This window comes from Chryseolinea sp. H1M3-3, assembly GCF_029360725.1.
In the GTDB taxonomy this organism is placed as follows: Bacteria; Bacteroidota; Bacteroidia; order Cytophagales; family Cyclobacteriaceae; genus Chryseolinea.
Genome location: NZ_JARKMY010000002.1, coordinates 509381 through 533761, shown reverse-complemented (window position 1 = coordinate 533761; position 24381 = coordinate 509381). Strand labels below are relative to the sequence as shown.

General features: G+C 41.1%; 24 protein-coding genes. 12 read left to right on the top strand and 12 right to left on the bottom strand.

Annotated features, from left to right (window positions below; genetic code table 11):
* Positions 1-7: 7 nt before the first annotated feature.
* Positions 8-244: an acyl carrier protein gene (locus tag P2W71_RS09825; RefSeq protein ID WP_276370276.1), complete on the top strand. Its 237-nt coding sequence runs from the start codon at positions 8-10 to the stop codon at positions 242-244.
* 137 nt (positions 245-381) lie between these two features.
* The gene (locus P2W71_RS09820) at positions 382-1278 is read left to right on the top strand and encodes a YegS/Rv2252/BmrU family lipid kinase (protein WP_276370273.1); all 897 of its coding nucleotides are present in this window, start codon (positions 382-384) and stop codon (positions 1276-1278) included.
* Positions 1279-1283: 5 nt separating this feature from the next.
* Here the strand turns inward: P2W71_RS09820 and P2W71_RS09815 are convergent, their stop codons facing one another.
* The 6 genes from P2W71_RS09815 to P2W71_RS09790 form a co-directional block, all read right to left on the bottom strand.
* Positions 1284-3104 (bottom strand): tetratricopeptide repeat-containing sensor histidine kinase, encoded by a 1821-nt coding sequence (locus P2W71_RS09815; protein WP_276370270.1) that lies wholly within the window; start codon positions 3102-3104, stop codon positions 1284-1286.
* Between the two features lie 393 nt (positions 3105-3497).
* Complete coding sequence (locus tag P2W71_RS09810) at positions 3498-4412, bottom strand: hypothetical protein (RefSeq protein WP_276370267.1); 915 nt, start codon at positions 4410-4412, stop codon at positions 3498-3500.
* A 23-nt stretch (positions 4413-4435) separates the two neighbouring features.
* Positions 4436-6121 (bottom strand): SusD/RagB family nutrient-binding outer membrane lipoprotein, encoded by a 1686-nt coding sequence (locus tag P2W71_RS09805; protein ID WP_276370264.1) that lies wholly within the window; start codon positions 6119-6121, stop codon positions 4436-4438.
* Between the two features lie 18 nt (positions 6122-6139).
* Positions 6140-9403 carry a SusC/RagA family TonB-linked outer membrane protein gene (locus P2W71_RS09800; protein ID WP_276370261.1) on the bottom strand — a complete coding sequence of 1088 codons (3264 nt, stop codon included), beginning with the start codon at positions 9401-9403 and terminating at the stop codon, positions 6140-6142.
* Positions 9404-9904: 501 nt separating this feature from the next.
* A complete protein-coding gene (locus tag P2W71_RS09795; protein WP_276370259.1) occupies positions 9905-10537 on the bottom strand; it encodes a response regulator transcription factor in 633 nt (210 codons plus the stop codon).
* The gene (locus P2W71_RS09790) at positions 10521-13502 is read right to left on the bottom strand and encodes a sensor histidine kinase (RefSeq protein ID WP_276370256.1); all 2982 of its coding nucleotides are present in this window, start codon (positions 13500-13502) and stop codon (positions 10521-10523) included. Before P2W71_RS09790 ends, P2W71_RS09795 begins: the two co-directional genes overlap by 17 nt.
* 266 nt (positions 13503-13768) lie before the next feature.
* On the opposite strand from P2W71_RS09790, the gene P2W71_RS09785 reads away from it, so the two are divergent.
* Positions 13769-14335, top strand: coding sequence for a sigma-70 family RNA polymerase sigma factor (locus tag P2W71_RS09785; RefSeq protein WP_276370254.1), 567 nt, complete (start codon positions 13769-13771; stop codon positions 14333-14335).
* Positions 14336-14342: 7 nt separating this feature from the next.
* Positions 14343-14585 carry a hypothetical protein gene (locus tag P2W71_RS09780; RefSeq protein ID WP_276370253.1) on the top strand — a complete coding sequence of 81 codons (243 nt, stop codon included), beginning with the start codon at positions 14343-14345 and terminating at the stop codon, positions 14583-14585.
* Between the two features lie 90 nt (positions 14586-14675).
* On the opposite strand, the gene P2W71_RS09775 is transcribed toward P2W71_RS09780, so the two are convergent.
* Positions 14676-15704 (bottom strand): zinc-dependent alcohol dehydrogenase family protein, encoded by a 1029-nt coding sequence (locus P2W71_RS09775; RefSeq protein WP_276370251.1) that lies wholly within the window; start codon positions 15702-15704, stop codon positions 14676-14678.
* A 256-nt stretch (positions 15705-15960) separates the two neighbouring features.
* Between P2W71_RS09775 and P2W71_RS09770 the strand changes: the two genes are divergently transcribed.
* From P2W71_RS09770 to P2W71_RS09750, 5 genes are all read left to right on the top strand, one after another.
* Complete coding sequence (locus tag P2W71_RS09770; RefSeq protein WP_276370249.1) at positions 15961-16419, top strand: Hsp20/alpha crystallin family protein; 459 nt, start codon at positions 15961-15963, stop codon at positions 16417-16419.
* A gap of 122 nt (positions 16420-16541) precedes the next feature.
* A complete protein-coding gene (locus P2W71_RS09765) occupies positions 16542-17045 on the top strand; it encodes a DUF892 family protein (RefSeq protein ID WP_276370247.1) in 504 nt (167 codons plus the stop codon).
* A 130-nt stretch (positions 17046-17175) separates the two neighbouring features.
* The gene (locus P2W71_RS09760) at positions 17176-18294 is read left to right on the top strand and encodes a site-2 protease family protein (protein ID WP_276370246.1); all 1119 of its coding nucleotides are present in this window, start codon (positions 17176-17178) and stop codon (positions 18292-18294) included.
* 12 nt (positions 18295-18306) lie between these two features.
* Positions 18307-18756 carry a DUF2267 domain-containing protein gene (locus tag P2W71_RS09755; protein WP_276370244.1) on the top strand — a complete coding sequence of 150 codons (450 nt, stop codon included), beginning with the start codon at positions 18307-18309 and terminating at the stop codon, positions 18754-18756.
* Positions 18757-18800: 44 nt separating this feature from the next.
* Positions 18801-19121, top strand: coding sequence for an HPF/RaiA family ribosome-associated protein (locus P2W71_RS09750; RefSeq protein ID WP_276370242.1), 321 nt, complete (start codon positions 18801-18803; stop codon positions 19119-19121).
* Here P2W71_RS09750 and P2W71_RS09745 read toward each other — a convergent pair whose 3' ends face one another.
* From P2W71_RS09745 to P2W71_RS09730, 4 genes are read right to left on the bottom strand one after another with little or no spacing between them, the layout of a single operon-like run.
* Positions 19122-20123, bottom strand: a complete 1002-nt coding sequence (locus tag P2W71_RS09745; RefSeq protein ID WP_276370240.1) for a hypothetical protein — start codon at positions 20121-20123, stop codon at positions 19122-19124.
* Positions 20116-20616: an ATP-binding protein gene (locus tag P2W71_RS09740; RefSeq protein WP_276370238.1), complete on the bottom strand. Its 501-nt coding sequence runs from the start codon at positions 20614-20616 to the stop codon at positions 20116-20118. The genes P2W71_RS09745 and P2W71_RS09740 overlap by 8 nt, the downstream gene beginning before the upstream one ends.
* Before the next feature lie 54 nt (positions 20617-20670).
* Positions 20671-21117 (bottom strand): hypothetical protein, encoded by a 447-nt coding sequence (locus tag P2W71_RS09735; protein ID WP_276370236.1) that lies wholly within the window; start codon positions 21115-21117, stop codon positions 20671-20673.
* A 38-nt stretch (positions 21118-21155) separates the two neighbouring features.
* Positions 21156-21341: a CsbD family protein gene (locus P2W71_RS09730; RefSeq protein WP_276370234.1), complete on the bottom strand. Its 186-nt coding sequence runs from the start codon at positions 21339-21341 to the stop codon at positions 21156-21158.
* 185 nt (positions 21342-21526) lie between these two features.
* Between P2W71_RS09730 and P2W71_RS09725 the strand changes: the two genes are divergently transcribed.
* The 3 genes from P2W71_RS09725 to P2W71_RS09715 are packed head-to-tail and all read left to right on the top strand — an operon-like array spanning position 21527 to position 23207.
* Complete coding sequence (locus P2W71_RS09725) at positions 21527-21928, top strand: hypothetical protein (RefSeq protein WP_276370232.1); 402 nt, start codon at positions 21527-21529, stop codon at positions 21926-21928.
* 1 nt (position 21929) lies between these two features.
* Complete coding sequence (locus tag P2W71_RS09720; RefSeq protein WP_276370229.1) at positions 21930-22766, top strand: universal stress protein; 837 nt, start codon at positions 21930-21932, stop codon at positions 22764-22766.
* Between the two features lie 24 nt (positions 22767-22790).
* Positions 22791-23207 carry a DUF302 domain-containing protein gene (locus P2W71_RS09715; RefSeq protein WP_276370228.1) on the top strand — a complete coding sequence of 139 codons (417 nt, stop codon included), beginning with the start codon at positions 22791-22793 and terminating at the stop codon, positions 23205-23207.
* Positions 23208-23242: 35 nt separating this feature from the next.
* Here the strand turns inward: P2W71_RS09715 and P2W71_RS09710 are convergent, their stop codons facing one another.
* Positions 23243-24379: a hypothetical protein gene (locus P2W71_RS09710; protein ID WP_276370226.1), complete on the bottom strand. Its 1137-nt coding sequence runs from the start codon at positions 24377-24379 to the stop codon at positions 23243-23245.
* Positions 24380-24381 lie beyond the last annotated feature (2 nt).

The following is a 24381-nucleotide window of genomic DNA, read 5'->3' as shown; positions in this document are numbered from 1 at the left end:
TAGCGCTATGCAAGATATCCAAAAGAAAGTCACTAAAATATTGACTGAAAAATTAGGCATTGCAGAATCAGAAATTACCCCAGACGCAAATTTTGTTAAGGACCTCGGAATAGATTCCCTCGACTATGCTGAAATTGTAATGGAGTTTGAACAAACTTTTGATATTCGTATTCCGGATGATGATGCGGAAAAAATGCAGACCTTTGGACAAGCTGTAAAGTATATTCAAGACAAGTTAAAGTGAGCAGCACCTGATTGCCGCATTCATTTTAATCTTTCGTCCAATTTTTTGACATCCTTAATCCTTTTGTAGCAAGCTTTCTATTGAATTGATCTCACAGAATTAACATTTACTTCTTTAAAAATTTGTATTGTTGAGGTGTGGATTGTCGAGACAAGAAAATCCTTTTTATTATTAACAAGCATTCCGGCGTTGGTTATCAGGCGACGGTGGAAGGATTGATATTGAATGCCTGCAAGGAAAATCGGGCAGACTGTACCATTGAATACACACAACGGCGAGGCCATGCAATCTCTTTGGCAAACAATGCATCAAAAAATGGATTTGACTACGTAGTGGCCGTTGGCGGAGACGGAACAATCAACGAAGTTGCACAAGGGCTATTGCACTCATCAACCCCGATGGGAATACTTCCGCGCGGCTCAGGAAATGGCTTAGCCAGGCATTTAGGAGTTCCTGTTAAGTTATCAGAAGCTATCAGGAGTTTATTTTCCAACAAGATTGTCCGCATTGATACGTTGACTGTAAATGGAAAACTATCCCTTAACGTATCGGGTATTGGTTTCGACGGGCATATTGCCAATCTATTTGCTGACCGAAAAATTCGGGGATTGTTCGGATATGTTAGACTTGTCTTAAAAGAGCTATTTAATTTTCAGGAGTTTGAGGCTGAAATTTCCTTCAATGAAATGACCTCAACCCAGAAAGCTTTTATTATTGGAATAGCTAACTCATCACAATACGGCAATAACATTAAGATTGCGCCTTTAGCATCGGTATGCGACGGCTTGCTGAATATCACTGTCTTAAAAAAAGTACCGCTGTATAACCTGAAATTTATTTATGGCTTCTTGAGAGGATCGCTTAAAAAATCGGATATGTGTGATATGCTGAATGCAACAGCTGTGAGAATAAAGACGAGCACTCCTGTACCTTATCATGTTGACGGTGAGCCCTGTGGGCTGAGCAATTCTTATACTATACAACTGAACGCGGCTTCACTTCCTATTTTAGTACCCCCAACTTTTTTAACGTAGCGTTGCTATCTATTGAGTGTGGAGCTCAATGCCGTTTTTCCTTTGGAGGAGGAAATGACCACCCTCTTGCTTGTAAAGGTGAAGGTAGATCCTTTGCCGACTTCGCTGCTAACCCATATTGAACCGCCATTCTTTTCAATAAACTCTTTCGTAAGCAGCAGCCCGATGCCTACTCCTTTTTCCTGATCCGTTCCAAGATTAGAGAAATGTGTTTGGGCATTGAATAACTTCTTCAGATCGGATGATTTTATTCCGACACCAGAATCCCGGACCGATATCTCCACGACATCACTGACAGATTTTTCCTGAATATGAATAGTTCCTCCGTGTTTATTAAACTTGATTGCATTAGCCATGAGGTTGCGTACGACGAGCCCGAGATGATTCTTATCGGCTAACACCGTAAGGTCCTCGCTAATGTCATTTATCATTGTGATCGCTTTCCGATCGCCTGCATCTTTGAACAGTTTTATTTTATCGTTGACAATGGCACGAACGTTGATTTGTTCGATATTGATTTGAATTCCGTTCAATTGCGATTGAGCCCAATACAGGAGATTATCTAAGTCTTCCTGCACGGAGTCCAGGTTCTGTCGAATCTTCAGAGAGTGCGTAAGAAATTCATCTTGATCCAGACCCCCGCTGCAAACAATGTTCACCAATCCCCTTAAACTTGCCAGGGGCCCACGTACATCGTGGCTGATAATGGAAAGCAGTTTGTCTTTTGTAACATTGAGATTGCTAAGTTGCTGTGCCTGCTCCTGTATTTCCTGATTTTTTGTGCCCAATACGACATTTGCTTTTCTCTTTAACCAGTTGCTGTACAGCAATACAAAAACTAAAACAGCTGTTAATGTTAATAAGCCAATAGTAAAATACATCCATACCTGTTGATTGTTGATCTCCTGCTGTTTGATCTTGGTATCTTTTTTCAACAGTTCAATTTCCGCCTCTTTTAATTGTGATTCAAATCGTGCTTGCATCAGTGCCAAGTGCTGACTATTGCGTTGGTCGTATAAAGAATCGTGAAGATGGATGTATCTGGACTGATATTCATAGGCTTTTTCTACAGCTTTTTTGACAGTATAGACTTCTGCAGTCAATTTTAGAGCGACCTCAAGTTCATCACTGTAACCAAATTGTTTAGCAACCGCTATGTTTTCCTCCAGGTGTTTCAACGCTGAGTCAGGCTGATTCAAGTTGATGTATGCTTTTGCCACGCGATGCAACGTTGAGGCTTTCAGAAATTTGTTTTTAACCTTATCAGCCAGTGCTACTGCATTCCAAAACTTTTTTAGTGCAGCATCAAATTTTTTATTCCTTAAATCGATATCTCCCAGCGTTCGATATGCATAACCTTCCAGGTACTTGCTGTGCGCTTGTTGACTTGCACGAAGTCCACGTTCCGCATAAATGGCTGCGGAGTCTTGCTGCTCCAAACGCAACATGGTGTATGCAATGTTATTCAAACTTCGGGCTATTGTCGTGTAGTCGTTACTTCGGTTCGCTGCTTGTAAGGCACGCTTGAAATTATGGAGGGCGGCATCATATTGTTTTTGCTCATAATAGATCGCGGCAATACTATTCAGGCATCTTGCAATGGTAGAGAAATCATGATAATTCTCAATAATATTTAGAGCATCTGTAGCCAGTTGAAAGGCAGTAGCATAATCCCCTTTTCGATACGAGAGCCATCCCAGGTTTTCCAGTGCCCACGCCAACCCACGGTTGTATTTTAACTGCTGTGCAAGATCTCGCGCTTGCCCAGCATATTTCAGTGCTTTATTATTATCGCCTTCGCGCAGGGTGGATACCAGGTGATTCAAAAGCCAGACTTTTGTAGTATCGTCAGGTCTCGCTTGCACTAAATTCTCTAAACTATCGATCTGGTTTTGTTGCGAATAACAAAACAAAGGGGAGAAAAAAAGAAAAGCGCAAATGAGCGTTCGAAAAACCATATGTTCGCTACAGAGAACTCAGCAATACCTTGCAACTTCGGAAAGGTGACGACGAATTTCTTTTTAAAAGCTGAGCAAAACCTACATCTTTTGAGAGCGCTGAAGATTGATTAAAATAATATCAGGTTCAGTCGATTTATGCAGTCAGAATGTAAAAACCCAATTTCCGGAAACGGCTGAAAATAGAAGCGGGCTGCGTTTTAACCGCAACCCGCTTGAGTTTACCGATTTTTAGCATTAAAGGAAAAAGACTACATGAATCTAGGGTTTACGGGTCATTTCTAATACATAAGTACCTGCAAATGGACCTGATTCGACACTGTGTACAAGGTTAAGCGTAATAAAACCTGTACAGGAAAAAAACAAGCCATTTCCCTCTATAGACGCCGGGCCCAGACCAAAACCGAAATTGTCGGAGTTCCATGCCGCTTGTTTTTCGACGGTGGCGACCGCCGAGGCCGGATCCACATCAACGATGATATCATAGTTCTCCGGATGCGAAAACAAGTTTTTCACTGTTACCTGATTAGGCCCTGGTCCCGCAATAACAACCGGCTGATATGTAGGATCAAAAGAAACTTCGGCGTCATCACGGGTGATGATGTATGTACCGGCCGCTTCAGCAGCAATAAAGGGACACAATACCGCAAATGATAACGTACTGGTATAACTCGTAGAACCTGCTGATGTAAAAAAACTATTCTCAACATTGACAAATTCATCTCCTCCAAGCTCCAATGTATCAGGATAAACTCTTCCATCAATCATATTAACCTGGTTATGGATGTTAAAAACATCGCCACCTTTAATATCGTCCAGTGAAAGACCCACAGCCGCTGCAAATTCAGATAGCTTAATAGAGACTGTTGTGGAAGGCGAAGCAGCAAACGCATCGCCAGGCAATTCTTTCAGCAACCTTTTGGCTGAAGGCCCGTCTCCACCGAACTCAACAAACTCAACAATGATTTTCACATTGTCGATGGTTTTTGTATCAGAGTAAATGGTAAAATTAATTTGTGGATCTCCCTGTGAGATGTCGAACGTATTTTTGTCGGGAGACATCCGGAGGTTAAACGCCTTATCTGATTCATCAAGACCAAACTTTCCTTGCTCTTCACATGAAAATACAATCATGGCGAAAGCAATTGTTGCAAAAGAAATTAATATCTGTTTCATAAAATGTTCGCTTTAGAAATAAATCAGTTCATCCAAAATGGTTTCGCGTCATCGCTTGTCACAACCTTTTGGTTAGGCGCGTTTCCATTAACCTGTAAATTGGCTGTCGGCCATGGAAATGAGTGGGGAAATTCCCTGTTGCGAATTGTATAGCTAAGGTTATCCGTATTGCCATCATGCAGTACCGGAAAACCTGTTCGTCTGTAGTCTGTGAACAGGTCAACACCAAATCCGAAGCTGGCAATCCATTTTTGTGTCATGATGTGTTCTAGTTTCCCGGTGTTATCATCGGAATCATAGTCTGCCAGAACGCCATCTATATATTCCTGGATATCGGTTTCTTCCATTACCGGTGCGCCTACACTTTCTGCTATTTCATTTACTTTATCAAACGAGGCCCACATGGCGTCTTCAAAGGCAGCGCGATGGTCGCCCGGAACAACATTTGTCAAGTACAATTCGGCTTCAACAAATTTCAATGCATAGTGCGTGAGCATGCGCTGGGGTACCTGCGGATTACCGCCGGCAAAAGAAGATGCGCCACCATCGCCGGAATCAAAATCGCCGCCAAGCGGGTATAACCCTGAAACAGTCTGGGAAGCTCCCTGATCGAATCCTTCATTGGGATCGATGTTCAAGGAAAAATTATAAATTGAAACGACACCAGTTCCTTCTAGTTCAGGCACTACCGTAATAAAATCGCCTGAACCAGGGTCCACGTAACCGTAACAATAGCTACAAGGATTTTCTGGCGAATCGTCCGGACTTACTTCACTGATTTGATTATAGAAGTAATAAGGAATCCGAGGATCTACCACACCCACATCACCGCCGTAATTGCGATGATTGAAAGTATTGAGGTTAGCCATTGTTTCATAGAAGTAGGGACTTATGTTATAATTCGCATTCCCTGCATTCCATTCCTGTACGTATCCGGGATTTCTGTTATCAGGGCCAGTACCCACACCGTAGTACAACTGAAAATCTTCTGATCCATCACTGATCAGATTTCCTTCGGCCAGCAACGCAGATACTTCTGCAGATACATCCTGAACCTCCCTGATTTGGTTGTACATCTTCAGTTTAACGGAATTTGCAAACTTGATCCAGAGATCGGTGTCGCCACCATAGATAAGATCCTCATTGCCTACCTGGAAGTCGGATTCCTTCTCCATGTTTGCAATACCTTCGTTAAGCAACGTGAAGAGCTGGGGATAGATGTCTTCACCCCGGTCATACGCTGGTGTCAGGTTACCGGCTTTATGCGCTTCTGAAAATGGCACATCGCCCCAGGTATCTACCATCAGGCTATAGGCATATGCCTTCATGATTTGCGCGATGCCCAGGTAGGGAAAAGCTTCCACTTCATTAGCTTTTTGAATGATGATTTCAATATCTGCTAGCGTACGTGTGTAGAGAACAAGCCAAGGCGCTGTCACACCAAAATCGCTGCCCGACAAGGCATAATCATTAAGCGTAGGACGTCGTTCTACCCAGTGGTGCATGTAGATGCTGGTAACTCTCGACAAACCTCCACCGCTTGTTCCCAGAGCACCTGCCATATCCAATTGTGTAGATGGCAACAATAATTCCAGCGAAACGTCGAGTGGATTATTGGGATCATCATTGATATCAAGAAAATCTTTTTCGCAGCTTAGCAATCCGATGCAAGCAAATACAGCAAGTATCTTATATAATTTCGATTTCATAACTTTTACATTAATGAGTTAAAAAGTTGCACGCAACGTGACTGCAAATCTCCTTGCAGATGGTGTGGTACTGTATTCAATACCCTGACCGTTGCGAGCGCCAAACTGGTTGGTTTCCGGATCGTAGTTTACATCCTTCGGAAAGTTCGGTGCATAATACCAGAGATTTCTTCCCGTGACACCGACACTAATCGCACCGAAAGGCGTACGCTGCAGCAATGTCTTCGGGAGCTGGTAAACAATTGAAGCTTCGCGTAGACGATACGTGGTCGCATCAAATACTGACCATTCATCTGCTGCATTCACGGCAAAGGTCTCACCGAAGTACAATGAGTTAACTTCGATCATTGTCTGATTGGGAATCTTGTTACCTGCATCATCCAGGTACGGTTGGAATGTTGTTGGATCCCCATAGACGCCTCTCAAAACAGCATTTTGTTCACGGTCTGCCTGGTAGGCAAGTACACCGCGTCCCAAGACTGAATTCACGGTGGTAGAAAATATATCACCGCCCTGACGCAGGTCCCACACAGCCGATACGGTAAGTCCCTTAAATGAAATGCTGTTGGTGATACCAAGTATAAAATCAGGGTTAGGATCACCGATGATACCGGGTTCCAATGCCTGAATAAATGTTCCGGTGCTTGGATCGATCAGCATATTTCCTTCATCATCCCGTACGTCTACTGTCCCTATTAATACACCATAGGGTTGACCCGGCCGGTGTACGGTAGATACTGATCCTCCGAAACCTGAACCAAATTGAATTTCACTTACACCTGGTCGCAGTTCTTTGATAAGATTCTTGTTTTTTGTAAAAGACCCGATGATGGTCCATGTCAGACCACCCTGCGTTTTAACAGGCATGAAATCAACACCGATTTCAATTCCTTTGTTGGTCACCGTACCAAAATTTGTAAGTTGATTCTGGAATCCTGTTTCTTCAGGCACAGAAATTTGCGCGATCTGGTCTGAAGACTCCTTGTTATATGCTGTGAAATTTATCCCTGCCCTATCGTTCCAGAATCGTAAATCGACTCCAGCTTCTATTTCTGTGGTTCTTTCGGGTTTAAGGTCCGGATCAGTGGCGACTGCATTCAGCCCGGCCGTTGGAATGGTCGAACCGGCAGCAGGCCCATTGGTAGGAGTAAATGGACGGGCGGCGGTACTTACTGTTACATTATCAAAATCATTAACAACAAAGACATTACTCAACAGATAAGGTCCCGTATCATTTCCAACCGTAGCCCATCCTGCCCTGAGTTTTATAGTGTTAAAAAACCCTGACGACATGTTCAGCGCATCCGTTAAGATTACTGAAGCATTGGCAGCAGGATAGAAGAAGCTTCTGTTTTGAACCGGCAGCGTAGACGACCAATCGTTCCGTGCTGTCAGGGTCAGAAATGCCCAGTCTTTGTAACCTAAATTTACATCTGCATAAACACCGTATAATCTCCTGCGTGAATATGCACTGTTTGGATTGGGTGTGACGGCATTCAGATTAGTGAGTTCATCTATATCAAAAACCACATATCCTACTCCGTTCAGAGATCGCACCTTGCTCGTCCGCTGATTCACATTCCAACCTACCAAACCGCGAATGGAGAAATTTTCATTGAGATCGTGCGAAGCAGTGACAATCAGATCGGAATTTATTTCATCTGTGAATACGTCAACTGTTGTCATGGTACCCAATGGATTTCCAGCGCCATTTGGACGTTGGAATTCATATTGGCTCTGGCCAAATCCATTTATACCTATTTTGTAGGATAAATTAATCCAATCATTAAAATCGTAGGCCACGTTGAATGCGGCGACGTACCGATCGACTCGAGAACGGATTCCAGAATTCTTTACAGACCAATAGGGATTGTTCGCAGTATTTCTGCCAATAAAAAACTCACTTCCATTGTCAACGGGATTTTGATAAGGCTGGCCTTGTACATCCCAATTCCGTCCGAAGTACATGGTCCGGGCGAATGCTGACGGATCACCGGAAGTTGCTGTTGGCGCACCACTTAATACACCATCCTGGGAGGACCTGGTGTAAGCAAGATTTCCGCCAATAACCAGTCCGTTAGCCAGTGTCGTCTTACCACCGACGCTTATGTTATGCCGAAGAAATTCTGTTTCGGGAACGAAGCCTTGCTGATTGAGCTGTGACAATGTTACAGAGATGACAGATTTCTCATTTCCTCCTGTGATGGATATGGAGTTTTCAAAAATGCGTCCTACATCGAAGAAGTCTCTTACGTTATTGGGGTATGCCCGATAAGGCACTCTTTTTCCGTCGAACTCACCCATGCCTGGTCTTCCTGAATACCAATGTGGAATAGAGTCCAGGTTTGCATAAGGTCTGGTGCCAATGAATGGAGCACCCCACGAACCATTGGCCTGCTGATAGGCAAAATTCACACCTGTGCCATATGTATTCTGAAAGGTTGGAAGGTTGGCAATGGTTTCGATACCATACGTGGTACTGTAGGTTACTTCCATACCTTTTCGCGAGGCGGATGCTGAACCAGACTTCGTCGTGATAACGATCACACCATTGGCAGCGCGCGCACCGTACAGTGCCGCAGCTGTAGCACCCTTCAGAACAGAAATAGACTTGATGTCATTCGGATCAAGGTCGGAAATACGACTTGAAAAAGCACCACCTTGCGTGAGCCCTCCTGTATTTGTGTTGACACCTTCTGTAGTTACAAAGTCATTGTTATAAGGAATTCCGTCGACTACAAACAACGGCTGATTATTATTCAACATCGATGAGTTACCGCGTATGGTAATTCTGGTAGAACTGCCGGGCGCACCACTGGAGGAAACAATATTCAAACCAGGTACTTTTCCGGTTAGCGCGCGTAGAGGATCTGGTTCGGAAACTTGTTGCACTTTGTCGCCGTTCACAGTCTCAACGGAATAGCCAAGGGCTTTTCGTTCGCGTTCGATACCGACGGCGGTGACCACCACTTCACCAAGTTGTTGAATGTCCTGGCCCATCTGCAAATCGATTGTAGACCGTGCACCAATTTCAACTTCCTGGGTGGTAAGCCCGATGAAAGAAAAAATTAGTGTGGTAGCCGTACCAGGAACATTTAAAGTATAGACACCTTCGGTGTTGGTAACGGTACCCAGTGAAGTGCCTTTGACTACAACGTTGACCCCCGGTAGCGGAGCTCCATCCTCTGTTGCTGTTACTTTTCCAGTAACCGTTCTTTCTTGTGCCCAGATCACGCTAACGTGAACCAGACATAAGAAGCTTGCTAGTAGAATCTTCTTCATGTGCTTTAGGTTTGTTCGAGTTATTCGTATCCATCCTAACACTTGGCAGGATGTTATTCAAAAGTCCCAAAAGCACTTACTAAAAGAATGACTTAATAGATGGTATATTATTGAAATGGAAATAACGCATAATGGGTTATTTGCGAAGCTTGGGTTTTCGTACCCACGAGGTACAGGTTTAGCGTTTGAAGGGGGAAATGAAAATATAGTTGTGTTCGCGAACAACTCAGAGAATAAAAATAACACGAACAAGGGAAGAAATAAAAAAGCCCCCTCACCTAGGGGGCAAGTCCTTCAGAGAAAATTTTTCATTAACCTAAACTTATGAAGAAAATCTACTCGTGTTATTGAAGGACTCTGCGATAAAGTTATGTTGTTTATATGGATTTTCTGTCACCCATTCGGGATGATTTAAATAAATTTTTCTGACTTACTGACATCCGTTAGTTTTTGTATCTTTTTTAATACGGTATCCCTACACGAAAAAACTCGACTTGCCGACTAAATCAGTTTTTCGAGGTTAGCTTTTGCGATTGCCTCAGATTTACTATTGACCTGGAGTTTGGAATAGATGTTTTTTATATGCGTTTTTGCGGTCTCTTTCGAAATAAATAGCTCTTCGGATATTTGTGTGTACGTCTTTCCTTCAGAAATGAGTTGCAAAATTTCCGTTTCACGTTTGGTTAATGGCGAGTTAGGGTTTACGTGAAAATTGTCAATAACCATCCGAGCTATGCGGCTACTCATGGGCGCTCCACCTTTCACAATTTCTTCAAGCGCTGATAACAATTCCATATAATTGGCGCTTTTGGTAATGTAACCAGAGGCGCCGGCCTTCAGGGCCTCAAAGACAAGTTCGCTATCCTCATATACGGTAACCATGATAATATCGATATGCGGATTTTTATCCTTAATGATTTTTGTGCCTTGAATTCCGTTCATACCGGGAAGCTCGACGTCCATCAATACGATTTCCGGTTTGTCACGGTGCAAGGCAGCAATTGCATCTTCACAATTGCCGTAGGCGCTTACTACAGTAAATTTTTGTGAGCTATTGACGATTAGGCTGAAGCTGTTACGAATCTCCTGATCATCCTCCACGATCATCACCCGTTTTTTAAATGGTAACGCCATATTTTAAAGTTTTTGTTGGTTTAAAGCTCAAGAATATTTTAGTGCCGCAATTCTTTTCACTCTGTATACGTAAATAAGCGTTGATTCTATCGGCTCTTTCGCGAATATTTTGAAGACCATTCGATTTTTGTATTTCACCGGTATAAAAACCTATACCATCGTCTTCGAAACTCATCTCAAATCCATCAGCATCATCACGCTTCAAGCTTAACGTAACATTCAACGCTTGCGAATATTTGAAAGCGTTAGTCATCACTTCCTTGAAAATGAGATTAGCCTGCCTGCAAAATCCGTAGGGTAATTTAACTGGGTCCTTGATTTCATTAAATGCACGGAAGCTTATGTTTTTTTCTTCGAATAATTTTTCACCAAAATCGCGGATATGAAGAAATAGTTTTGACAATTCATCATTCACAGGATCGATAGACCAAATGAAATCGCGCGTCCCCGAATACAAGTATTTTGCGGAGTCCTCTACTTTTGTATAAAGCTCAGCATTGCTTTTTCCATTGCCATTTCCATTTACATGTCCATTTACATGACCCTGACCATTAAGTTTTAATAAACTGATGTAGTTGATAATGCGGGTTAACTGGTTTCCCATTTCATCATGAAAGTCGCGCGCAATTTCTTTCCGAACAGCCTCCTGTTCACGTTGGCGAATCCGCTCCAGCACCATTGCGCGTTCAATGCGTTGCTTTACACGCAAGTAAAATATAAGAGTAAATATTCCGGCTAATAAAATTATTGTGGCAACGATGAAAGATGTCGTCTGATAAAAGGGAGCTTTTATCGTAAATGGGTACGCAATTTTTGAATCATCCCAGCTCCCTTTGTTGTTCGTTACCATCACCCTAAACACATAGTTTCCAGGTGGAAGATTGCTGTAAGTAACCGAATTAACAGAAGATGGCTGCGACCACTTTGTGTCAAAATTCTCCAACAAGTATTTATACTTAACAGATTTGGAATAACGTTTATCAACACGATTAAAATGAAACGTCAGGTGATTTCTATCCGGTGGTAATAATGGTTTATAGGGTATTCTAAAAAATCCGAAAGTACTGTCGGCGTATTCGTGGGTAGCATATTCTCCATATAGAATCTGAACGTCTGAGAGATGCAGATCAAAAGAAGTATGATCCTTATCCATCGCATGGTTGAATTCATACAAGCCATCCACTAACCCAAAATATTTTTCCTTCGGACTTAAATAAAAAGCATTTTGATTTGTCTCCACACCGGTTAGACCATTGTCATCATTGAAGTGAAGGTTTTCAACAATTTCAAATTTGTTGTCCAACTGTAACTTGTTAATTCCTTTTTCACTGCCAATCCACAAGTAATCTTTATCGTCAACACCAGCGAAATAAATAAAGTCCGATGGCAGTCCTTCGCGAGTCGTAATGAGTTTGCTTTTTTTAGAATTAGGATTGTAAATAACAACTCCTCCACCGGTGGTAGCCATCACTAACAAATCCTTTTTATAAGGTTGTAAGCCCAACACACAAGCATTACCAAGCTCAGGTATATGAATAGGTGTAAAGACACCATCGCGAAATGCAAACAACCGCGATGACGTAGCAACGTACAGGGTCTTTAACGGCTTATAATAATATAATGTAACAATTCTTCCTGCATCAAGACCATCTTTCTCATTATAGGTTTTAAAAGATTTGCCGTTAAAAAAAGTTAGTTCGGGTCCTGACGCGATCCATAAACCCGTTTCATCAAATTCAATACACATCACCGGGCGATTTGAAAAACCGTCTGCAGCGGTATACCACCGAAACGAATCCTTCTCTCGGATATACTGACCCAAGCCATAGGCTGTACCTACCCAAACTTCACCTTCAGGGGACACCTTTACACATCCAAACTGATTACGATACATTTCCTTCTCATCTACATACGAGGTGGCCTTCCCGTCCTTAATTTTCCATAAGCCTTTGTACATGGTACCAGCCCACAATGCTCCATCAACATCTTTTGCCATCGTCATTACACCCCGAATATTTTCAGCATTGAATCGTTGAAAATCCTGAAGAAAATATTTGTATAAGCCATCGCCATTCGTGGCGATCCAGGTGTTGCCTTCCGAATCGCGTAAGATCTGGCTTACTTCAATATCTTGAAGAATGGTGTCGCTATCAAAATGACCTGGCTTAAATTTTTCTCTTAAAAGACCCTTTGCATTACTTGTCCAAAGCACATCATCTTTCTCATCGTAGAACAAAACAAAATTGCTAGTGGTCCATGGCATTTTGATAACCTTCTTTTGCGCTATATCCAATTTGAAAACGCCATTTTTTGAACGAAAAAGAATATCATTTTTATAATTAAAGAAGTTAAAGACTCCTTCTAATGGCACATCAGGTTTAAATGATATGGTTTGGTTAGGAAGTTTTACAAAGAACGAGTTGTCATCCATAAAAAAACAAGCTTCCCCGTTGGGGCCAATGTGCATTCGCTTCAAGGTATTGGGTAGTGGCTTTTCCCAGTAGTAAATAGAATCTCCATAAAGCTTACTGATGCGGTCGCGGGCAGACAACACATATAGTGTATCATGCATGTTAAACATTCGCCACATCGATTTTGCGGATGAAGGTGCTGTCGTAGGCGCTTCAATTTTTTTGAATTCCCGACCATTAAATTTTGTAACACCGCGAGCATGTAATATCCATAAGTTGTTATGAGCGTCAAGGTGAATGCTGACGATTTGATTGGTCAATAAACCGTCCAGTGTGGTGTAAACTTTAAATTCCCGGCCATCAAAACGTGCTAATCCGCCCCCATGGGTTCCGATCCACAGATACCCGCTTTTATCCTCCACCAGACTTGTGACTTGAGATTGAGGAAGCCCATTGATAACCGTATAGTTTCGGGTGGAATAAAAGCGGTCTTGCGCCTTTACATTTTGATAAAAAAGGCTGAAAACAAAGACTAAAAAGAATACCCTGCTCATACGTTACACCTTTACAAAGTTCAGGTAATTACCAAGATACGTAATACCCCTTTATACGGGATAATTAAATCCTGGCCCCCTACCCTCGTATTGTACGCTAAAAGCCGCTCAGATAACAGAAATTTTCTAGAATTTACGACCAACACTGGGCGTTTTAAAGTAAAGTTTGAAAATAACTGCGGGTGCAAAAGGTTTTGACGAAACCTTAAACTTGAAGCCTGTGACTTTACTCCTACTTTTGCATTCTTTGTATGTAATTCGTCCGCATGTCCGAAGCTGAGATACGCCAAGAGTATTCGATCCTAGACCGATCCAAAAAAAATCCACAGGCATTTGGAGAACTGTACGAAAAATATTTCGACCGCATTTTTAATTTTATCTATCGTCAAACCGATGATGAAGAATTGACTGCAGACTTATGTTCGCAAACATTTCTTATCGCGTTGAAAAATGTGGATCGATATCAATTCCGGGGAGTTCCTTTTTCTGCATGGTTATATAAAATAGCAAGCAACGAAGTAAACAAACATTACCGGAAGCAAAAGCATACCAAAGTTTTTAGCATTGAAGAAGTTCGTATCCGCGAATTAATAGAGCAGGCTAACGAAGAATATGATGAAGAAATAATTCATCGGTTAATGAACTTTCTAAAAGAGCTGCCGACTGAAATGCTTCAAGTGTTGGAACTTCGGTTCTTTGAAGACAAAGATTTTAAAGAGATCGCATTCATCCTTGAGATAACAGAAAGCGGGGCAAAAATGAGGACGTACAGAGCCTTAGACAGGTTACGAAAAAGTTTTAATTTACGTATCAAGTACGATGGGAAGGAATGAAATACGTTTGAGAAGACAAAAGATAAGTGCCGGAAGAATAGCGCAACACCGGAACTATGGAGATATCATGGCGCGCCATGAACGAGATGTTAAATTAAAACGGATCACCAGGATTTTTATTTACTTCATTCTCATCGCCATCATTACGATTGTATTTTTCTTTGTTCGCCGCTGGGAGAAAAATTATGTACCTAAGGGAAAAGAGGTTACTGCGTTTGTCAACGATGTGAAGGCACCCCTTAAACATTAAACGTTTCTGGTGGGTATCCATTGGTCATCAGCCGTACCGTTAAACACGTGTAATTTCCGATACGTAACATTGCATGGATATTAGCGCACGCTATTTCATCACCAATACCTTAGCACCCTTTACATGCTTATGCTTCAGATCGTATAGGGCCTCGTTCGCCTGATCGAACGGGTAAGTTTGAATTTCCGGTTTGATCGGAATTTGTGCCGCAAGCGCTAAAAATTCTTCCACATCCTGCCGTGAAATATTCGCTACGCTCTTAATTTCTTTTTCCATCCACAAATGATCCTGATAACTTAAATTAAGCAACACGCTCTTATCATTTTTTTCTTTACGAATTGCATTAATAATTAAACGCCCCGCTGGCTTCAAATGCCTCATGGATTCAACAATATTTTTCCAAACGGGTGTTGTGTCAATTATTGCGTTTGCCCGATAAGGTGGCACATCAGAAATATCTCCCGCCCAATTTGCACCGAGAGCCATCGCGAAATCTTGTTCTTGTTTCCTTCTTGCGAATACAATAATTTTTGAATCAGGAAATAAATAACGGGTCATTTTCAACACAAGGTGTCCTGATGCCCCGAAACCACTGAGTCCTAACGTCTGATGATTTTGAAGTTGCGATAACTTCAGCGAACGATAACCAATGGCGCCCGCGCACAACAGTGGTGCAGCTTCTGCATCTGAAAAAATCTCTGGTATTGCGTAAGCGAATTTCTCATGAACAATTATGTATTCGGCATATCCCCCCGATGCGTCTCTACCTGTTCCTTTGAAATCAGGGCAAAGATTTTCCAATTTGTTTTTACAAAATTCACACGAGCCACATGCTGAAAATATCCAAGCTATGCCTACGCGAGTTCCATCACTAAATCTGGAGGCATCCGTTCCCCTGGAATAAACATTACCAACTACCTGATGCCCCAAAACCATAGGATAATGTGAAGGTGGTGTTCGACCTTCTATTTCATCCAGTTCCGTATGACAGACTCCACAGCAGGAAACCTTGATAAGGATTTCATTTGAGCCGGGCTGCGGTGTCGGTAAGTCAACCATTTTCAACGGAGCAAATTCCGTAAGAAGATCACAAACCCTTCTTAACACCAGTGCTTTCATATTGAATGTATAGTGTATGAACCAATGTCAGACCTTGAATCAGACAATGTATTGAAATGTAGTTGATTTTTCGAATTTGTGATGAACATCATCTTGTTATTTGTACTCATTAGCTATGTCCTGGAAGCCATTTGAACCTGCAAAACCGGCACTGCTAAAAATCATTTTTTCTTCTAACAAATTGCATAGACACGGTTACCACAACCACTCTATTTTAGCAGCACAGTAAAAAAATAAACATTTAAATTTTAAGACTATGAATTTATCATTAAGACCTACGACTGGTTTGTCCAGATTTCTGTCAGACTGGCCCTCAACGCTATTAGATCGCGATTTTTTTGATATTGAATCGGATCTTACACGCTCAAGACTAGGCGTGAATGTGCCCTCGGTAAACATACGCGAAACTCCAAAAGAATACATATTGGAAGTTGCAGCACCCGGACTCGAAAGAAAAGATTTTAACATTGAAGTTGATAATCACACCTTGAGTATCAGCGCAGAAAAGGAAGAGCAAAAAGAAGAAAAAAGTGAGGATAATGGTTATTCACGAAAGGAATATTCATTCAATTCGTTCACCCGCTCTTTTACGTTACCAGATGATGTAAAGGAGAATAACATCGATGCGAAATATGACAACGGGATACTTAAAGTAACAGTGCCAAAAGCCAAAGAAAGTACAGCTAAAACAGTTAAGAAAATTAATGTGTCATAAGTGGACCGCATAGACCTTAACAAAGAAATAGGTACCTCTTTTTCTATTGGGCAGAAATAAAAGAGAAGCACCTATTTCTTTGCATTCACTTCAACCTTGCGCTACACCTTAAAAATTTTAAGATGAAAAGACTCAGCAACCTGAATGAAGTACTAGCATTCCAGCTTGAAGGCTTATACGATGCGGAAAAAAAACTCCAACATGCTATCCCGGCATGCAGTGAAGGCGTGACACTTAATGTATTGAAAGATATCATTAACAAGTATGGCGAACAGGCTGCTGAAAAAAGAACTAAACTTAAACGAACCTTCGGCTATCTACTGGTTGAACCTTTCAAAAGGAAAAACAAGGTTATCGATACGATGCTGAAAGACACTCACTACATGCTTGAACATGCTGCATCAGATTCCCTTCGTCAAGTGGTGCTATTGGCGTGTTTCCAAAGCATTAACCACTATAAGATGGCAGGGTATAATGCGGCACTTGCCTTTGCTATTAAATTGAATCTCGATACCGTTAGCGACTTGCTTCACGAAATTCTTGAATGGGAAAAAGAGACCAATGCCATTCTGACAAAAATTGCGTTCGAAGAATTACATCAAAAAGAAGCGTCTTCAACTTCTTAATATTTTTCTAACGCATCTATCAGGTCCAGTGTTTCTTCAAATATTTTATGACTTCTGTCAGGATGGCCATCTGACTGTTCTCATAGTTTACCGCTTACCGCCGTATTAGGTTTGTTTAAAACTATTATTCATGCCTTCCACGAACACTAATTTAATCCGTGTGAAATATTCCTTGCGATTGGGAAGCATCATGGGTATAAATCTCTTTGTCCATTGGACATTTTTCATTTTGATCGGCTGGGTCATTTTCTCGCACCTAAGTCTGCAAACTAACCCGATACAAATTGTTTGGACTGTAATATTTTTGCTAGCCGTTTTTGCCTGCATTACGCTTCATGAATTTGGCCATGCACTTACTGCCAAATATTTCAATATTAAAACTCACAGCATTGTATTGTTACCTATTGGTGGTCTTGCACAACTGGAGTCAATTCCAGAGAAGCCGAAAGAAGAGTTATTAATCGCTATCGCCGGGCCTATGGTCAACTTTATATTAGCCGGGCTACTGTTTCTTGTTTTGACCGTAACAAGTAGCGCGACGGTTTCAGATTTAGACATTATCAGTTCGGCGAGTTTTCTTCCCTCCTTAATACAGGTAAATTTCTTACTGGCACTTTTTAACCTGATACCCTCCTTCCCCATGGATGGCGGACGTGTATTCCGAGCGTTGTTGTCCTTTCGGATCGGTCATTTGAAAGCTACCCGTGTAGCAGCAAGTACGGGTCAGCTCATTGCTATTGGATTTATTCTCTATGGAATTGTATACAATCCTTTTCTGATATTTATAGGGGTACTGATTTTTGCAGGAGCCAAATCAGAAGCAAACTTTTCTGAAATCAAATCATTGTTAAAAAATTTCAAGGTACACGATGCGATGATTCAAACAATTCCGTTTGTTGAAAATGACATCACAATAAAAGAGGCAGCAAACAAATTGTTAAGCGACGAAAACAAAACCTTTATTGTAACGGATCACGGGATGCCTACCGGAAGCTTAAGCAGGGAAGAAATCTACGAGGCCTTACGTGAGCAAAATGAAAACACGCCAGTAGAAAATGTCAAAAATAAAGAACTGCTCTACGTTTCTCCAGAAATGCCCCTGGATGAAGCCCTAGGGAAAATAATGAAAGAAAAAAAAGAAATTGCCCTGGTAGGTGCTGATGGAGCCCTTCAAGGTTATCTCGACAAAGAAAACATCGATGAATTTCTTCAAATTCAAAAAGCACTTACCAATAAAAACAATAACTAAAACACCAAATTTATGAATACCGAGTTTGATAAATATGCGTCCAAAGGAAATGAGTTCCTTGGAAAGCTCGCAAAAAACATGGGAAATAACCACGATCTCGATGGTGCCTTCCGAATTTTAAGAAGCACATTCCATGTTTTAAGGAAATACCTGACGGTAGAAGAGTCCATGCAAATATTGGCGCAGCTTCCGATGGCGCTAAAATCTATTTATGTGGATGGATGGAAACTTCACAAGCCACATGAAAGGATCAAGACGTTGGAGGAATTTGCAAATGAAATTCTTAAAGAAGACGGCAAAGCCGCCTGGCGTGACTTTAGTACAATGGACGATGTTTTGCAAGATTTACGGGCGGTCATCATTACTTTGTCCGACTTTGTATCGCCTTCAGAAATGGAACAAGCATTCGGAACATTGCCGAAAGAAATAAAAGCAGTTTTCAACACCTGGATTCCTTCTTAAGTAGCAAACAATTAAAAGCAACTAAAACCTAAAAACAACTAGAAATGAAAATCAATATTCAAACTCCTGGATTCAAAGCCGATCAAAAACTTTTAGATTTTGTCACAGATAAGCTGCAAAAAATTGAGCAGCTCAACGATAATATTTTAGAAGGTAATGTTACCCTGAAAATAGACAAATCGGATACTCGCGAAAACAAGATATGCGAAATTAAACTGGCAATACGGGGAAACGATTTGTTCGCTGCCCGGCAAAGCCATTCATTCGAGGATGCTACTAGCAAAGTTGTCACGGCTTTGAAACGCCAGATAACCGATATTAAGAAAGAATATAAAGGTGGCGATGTTCCCGAACTAAAGGAATAATTACTTTAGGTAACGCTGCATTAGTTGCAAATAATTTTTCCAAGCAGACACATGATGCTGATATTGTTCATCATCGTGTTCCTGCAATGCGGCTAGCGCATGCACTTTAGCCCGAACGTTTGCCCGAAAGCATTTATAATATTGAAATATTCTTTCGTCCTCCTCCTCCTGAAAAGCGTGTGAGTACTGCTGATAAGCGTGTTTAAAAATATGGGCGAGGCTTCCCTTTCCATAAGCTTCCAGGTCCATACACAAAAATGCAATTTCATTCAATACGTCGATGCATCTATACTGATCATTAAATTCAATACAGTCAAATAGAACTGGTTCCTTATACAAAAATATATTTCCGCTGTGCAGATCGCCATGAACATCGCGCGTGAACCCTTCCGCTATCCGCGCCTTCATACGGGGCGCGTGTATTTTCAAAAACAAATTACTCCATTCAATCGATCGTTGAATAATGGCAGCGTATTCAGTTCCAAGGTGATTCTTTGTAGACCCTATAATTGTGCGGATGTCATTAAAGCTTTTACTTGCGCTCCCTATTTTAAAAGTCGTACTAATCACTTCAGCACTTGAATGAAATTTCGAAATTACTTTTGCGAGAGAAACAACGTTACGCTTCTCTACCTTATTTTGCATAAGTAGTTTATCCATTCGTTTTGAAAACAGCAGGCGTTTCATCCAGACAGCGTAATCAACAACTTTACCGTGTCCGTCTCCTATCTGCCAGGCATCATTATCCTTATACACAGGAAGGACGTCAAAGTATATCGGTGAAAAACGCTGATTGAGTTTTAGCTCCTGGTAACAATATTTCTTTCGCTTCGACAACGTAGAAAAATCCAGAAAAGAAAGTCTAACTGGCTTCTTTATTTTAAATGCATATTGTTTGGTAAATAACACCCATGAGATATGTGTTTCTTCTATTTCTGCATGAAGTGGTTGACCAAGATAAAATCCACTTTCAGAAAGATTTTTTATCTGCATTTCATTCATGCAGCTGTCCGATATAGTCAAGTGCTAATTCAAGCATTTCATGAATGTTGTTCTCCTCAGACCGCAATGATAAATAGGGTACTCCAAGATTCTCAAATTGATTTTTTATTTTTAAATAAACATTATAATCCGCTTCGCTATCACGCCGCAATTTGGTTAACCGTGATCGAATCAGGTTTTCATCTGCTTCAACTTTGATAAAACATATTGGCGATAAGTACATCATTGCAAGATCTTTGAAAATATTCACCATTCGCTGCTGGTAAAAAGTGGCGTCCACAACAACCCTTTTTCCATCCGCCAGTGCATGACGAGCCTTATCCGCCATTGCATTATATACCACCATTTTGTCTTCCGGAGTATATTTGCCACGAGCGCCCAGAGCATTCCGAAGTTGATCACTGTTAATATAGACTGCCTCCAATTGCCTTGAGAGCTTCTCAGCAAAATAACTTTTCCCAGAGCCTGGAAGACCCATAACTACAATAATCATAAGCAATTTTTATTTCCCAAAGTTTTAACGTTCGAGAAATTATCTCAATACATTTTAATTGGCGATCAAGTGCTTAGACTTTTCGGTTCGTGCAATGCGTTCTGTTAATTCAAAGACTTGCCGCTTTACGTCCCTGAAAGATTTAGCAAAGGAGACAAGTTCGTCCTCCAAAGCAGCATGTTCATTTCTGAATGCAGAAGCATCTTGCGCAAAAGGATTTACCATCAATTCTTCAATATGATGAAGATGTTTTACAATTCGTTGGGCTAGGGCATCTCTTGTTGACTTCACTTCAGCAAGATTACCCGCAACAGTTCTGGTTTTATCAATGTTGTCTTTATCAATCATTGCCGTAAAATATTTCTCGAAGAGAATGTCTATGAATCGAAGTTCATCTTCAAAAAAAATCATATCTGACTGCCAATGGGCTGTCAAGACGTGGAGCTCCTGCCATTCTGCATTTTGCAGATAGTCACTTTTAGGTCGCGAACGAAATTCCATAAAGTTTATTTAGGTCTTATTTAAAAATTGTCAATGATTTAAATCTGTTCAATGAGCTCTAAGAGTTCACGTTTCGTCTTACCAAGTCTGCGTTGAATTCTTCCGAGCAGTTCTTCTTCTTTGCCTTTGATATAAAGCAGGTCATTATCTGTAAGAACCCCAAAACGTTCTTTAAGTTTTCCCTTTATTATATTCCAGTTTCCAAATAATTCTAACTTATTCATAGCGACAGTGTTTAAATAGATTGATTATTATATCGATAGTGACATGAAGCTAGGATAGCCGATAGATTTGTACCATGAAGATCATCAGTGTCTATCATGACTTAAATCATATTTAAAAGTTACGGCTATCATTTTTAGATAATAATCAAGCCGATAGTTTTGATACAAACCTTAACAAACATTTTATGATTGCTACGGAAATTAACTACGAGAAAATTTATGAGAACCTCGGATACCTGTTCTACGCCATTGCTGCCTCTGACGAGAAAGTTCGTCCAGAGGAAATTCAAAAATTAAAAACAGTTGTCGCAAAAGAATGGCTGCCACTGGAAGATTCTATCGATAAATACGGCACAGACGCGGCGCATTACATTTCCATTGCTTTCGACTACTTATTAAATGAGGGGACGTCGCCCGATGATGCGTTCACGGTTTTCTCCGACTATTATCAATTGCACTCCGCTGCATTTTCAAAAGACCTGAAACGAAAAATTTCAAAAACCGCATCGGCGATTGCAGATTCTTTCGCACATCGAAACAAGAACGAACAAAAATTTATTACTAAGCTGCAGCATTTAATCAGATAATATGAAACTTCTCGTCCCCACCGATTTTTCGGACAATGCTTTTCATGCTGCCATGTATGCCGTGACGTTAGCAAATGAAAAGCCCGGCTCCAGTATCCATTTGATTCACGTGTTGACCCCCATCCTGAATGATCCTATTGTGATTCATGATATTGAAGATGAAGCAACCAAATCACTGATCAAAATTAAGGCAGAGCTAAAGTCACGGTGTACAAATTGCCGGATAACGCATTCGGTTCAAGTGGGCGATATGATCTCAGAGGTAAATAAGACCATTGAAGCGCTAAACATTGGTCTCGTTATTATGGGAATTCAGGGGCTCGGTAAAACCAGCCGGTTCTTTTTCGGGAGCAATTCACGGTCACTCATCAACAAATCGACCTGCCCGGTAATCGTTATTCCGGAGACAACCATCTTTAAGAAACCAGAGAAAATTGTTTTTGCGACAGACTACTACGACAGCGATTTGGATGCTCTACTTCGACTTGTGCCTATCGCAACACCTTTTAATTCAGAAATTATTGTCGTGCATGTATTCGATGAAAATGAGGAAGCACAGTCAGAAGAAAGTATGATTGAGTTTATTTCGAATGAAATATTTAAAACAGTTGATTACCCCCGAATCTCCTATCGGGTCTATTACAATAAAGATACATCTCAGGGACTTAAAAATTTTTGTGACTTCACAGGCGCCGATCTGTTGGTACTTTCTGCCCGTAAGCAAAACATATTTCAGAAAATATTTGGCAAAAGTATTACGAAAGACCTGGTTTATCACAGCGACATTCCATTATTGGTTTTTCATGTTCACAAAATGGAAACCTCTGGTGTTCTATAAACGTCCGTCAAAACATTGTTTATTATGACATACAGCTTAAATAAAAAAGTAAAGCTTTCCTTTGAAGAAACCATTCAAAAAGTGACTGAGGAATTAAAGAAGGAAGGCTTCGGGATCTTAACACAAATTGATGTAAAAGATACATTGAAGAAAAAAATTAATCAGGACTTCCGTGCCTACACAATCCTGGGAGCCTGCAATCCGCAATTTGCCTACAAAGCACTAACCATGGATGACAAAATGGGTGTATTTCTACCTTGCAATATTGTAGTACAACAACATGAAGACGGTCAAGTAGAAATTTCAATTGGTGATCCTGAAGAACTGATGAAGCCGGCAGCCAATGATGCGTTGTTGACGTTCTCACAAGTAGTAAAGAATGCGATGCAAAGGGTACTGGCCAATATTACAAATCCTGTGTCTGATCCAATTCAGTCCTAAACTTATATTTAAACCTTACCGGAAAAATCCTGATTTCAAAAATTCCATTTCACACGAAGAAATCCGCGGTGCATTACACTCTCAAAGGTGTTTTGCTGTTCGGCAAAAAATGACTGCCAAATTAAATCGAAATCAATATTGGTAGCGAGGTTGTACTTCAATCCGGGCAATAAGATCATCAAGTTTGTGCCCGGTGCGTAGATAACGCTTAGGTTACCTGAAAGTAACGGCGTAAATTCCTTTGTCACTGTAACGGCGGCATTCCATTTAGTCGGCATCAAATTTTGTGGAGACAATTGGAAAGTTGTTAAATCAAGAGTTTCGACTGGCCTTGTTATTCCATAACTATTAAAAAGCATTCCAACGTTTAGGTACCAGCTTTTCTCAAATATATAGTCCGCCTCAAGCGTCATATTGAACTGACCTGCCGAATCATTTGCGAAAAAATATTGCAGTTCGCCCTTGAACCCGGTGTTGTTAATACTCCCCGACCACCCTGTCCCAAGTGTCACAATTTCCTGATATACCCCGCCTGAGAATTGAAAATCGTAATTCCATTTGTTTGTAAAATATTTTATCGCGGCGACGGTATTTTTGCTTTCGGAAGCGGCAGCAGCCGCAACTTCTACATTTGACATATCACCGAGCAAGTAGCTAAATTTTATCGCGTCTGACCCTGGACGTTCTTCGTAGTCAAAATCAAGAAAATTATAGGTATTAAAAATATCGTTCGGATTCCAAATAGTAGTCATCCCCCAATTGATTCGTTGTCGACCTATGCGCGTGTTCCATTTCTCGGTGCGATACTCCAGCCACAATCTTTCTACATTGGTATGCAAGATCAGGTTTGATTTGCTGATCCAGCGATACGCCATATCGAAGGCTTCATTCTGATTCTCCAATAAATCTGCGTAACCGGGAATGGTTCTCACTTCCTCACCCCAAATAAGCCTATTCCGAAATTCAGCTGCACCGCTTAACTTTCCAACGGGATTCCAGCGAACATTGATACGGTTATGCAGCAGATTACTGCTTACATTATCTTCAAAATTCTTTGTAAATGTAATCGCCTGCATATTTTTTACGTATCCGCGAATCTCCAATGCCTTTTGCGTTTGAACACTATCCTGACCGTAAACCAGCTTAGAACTGATGAGCAATACCGACAGCAAAG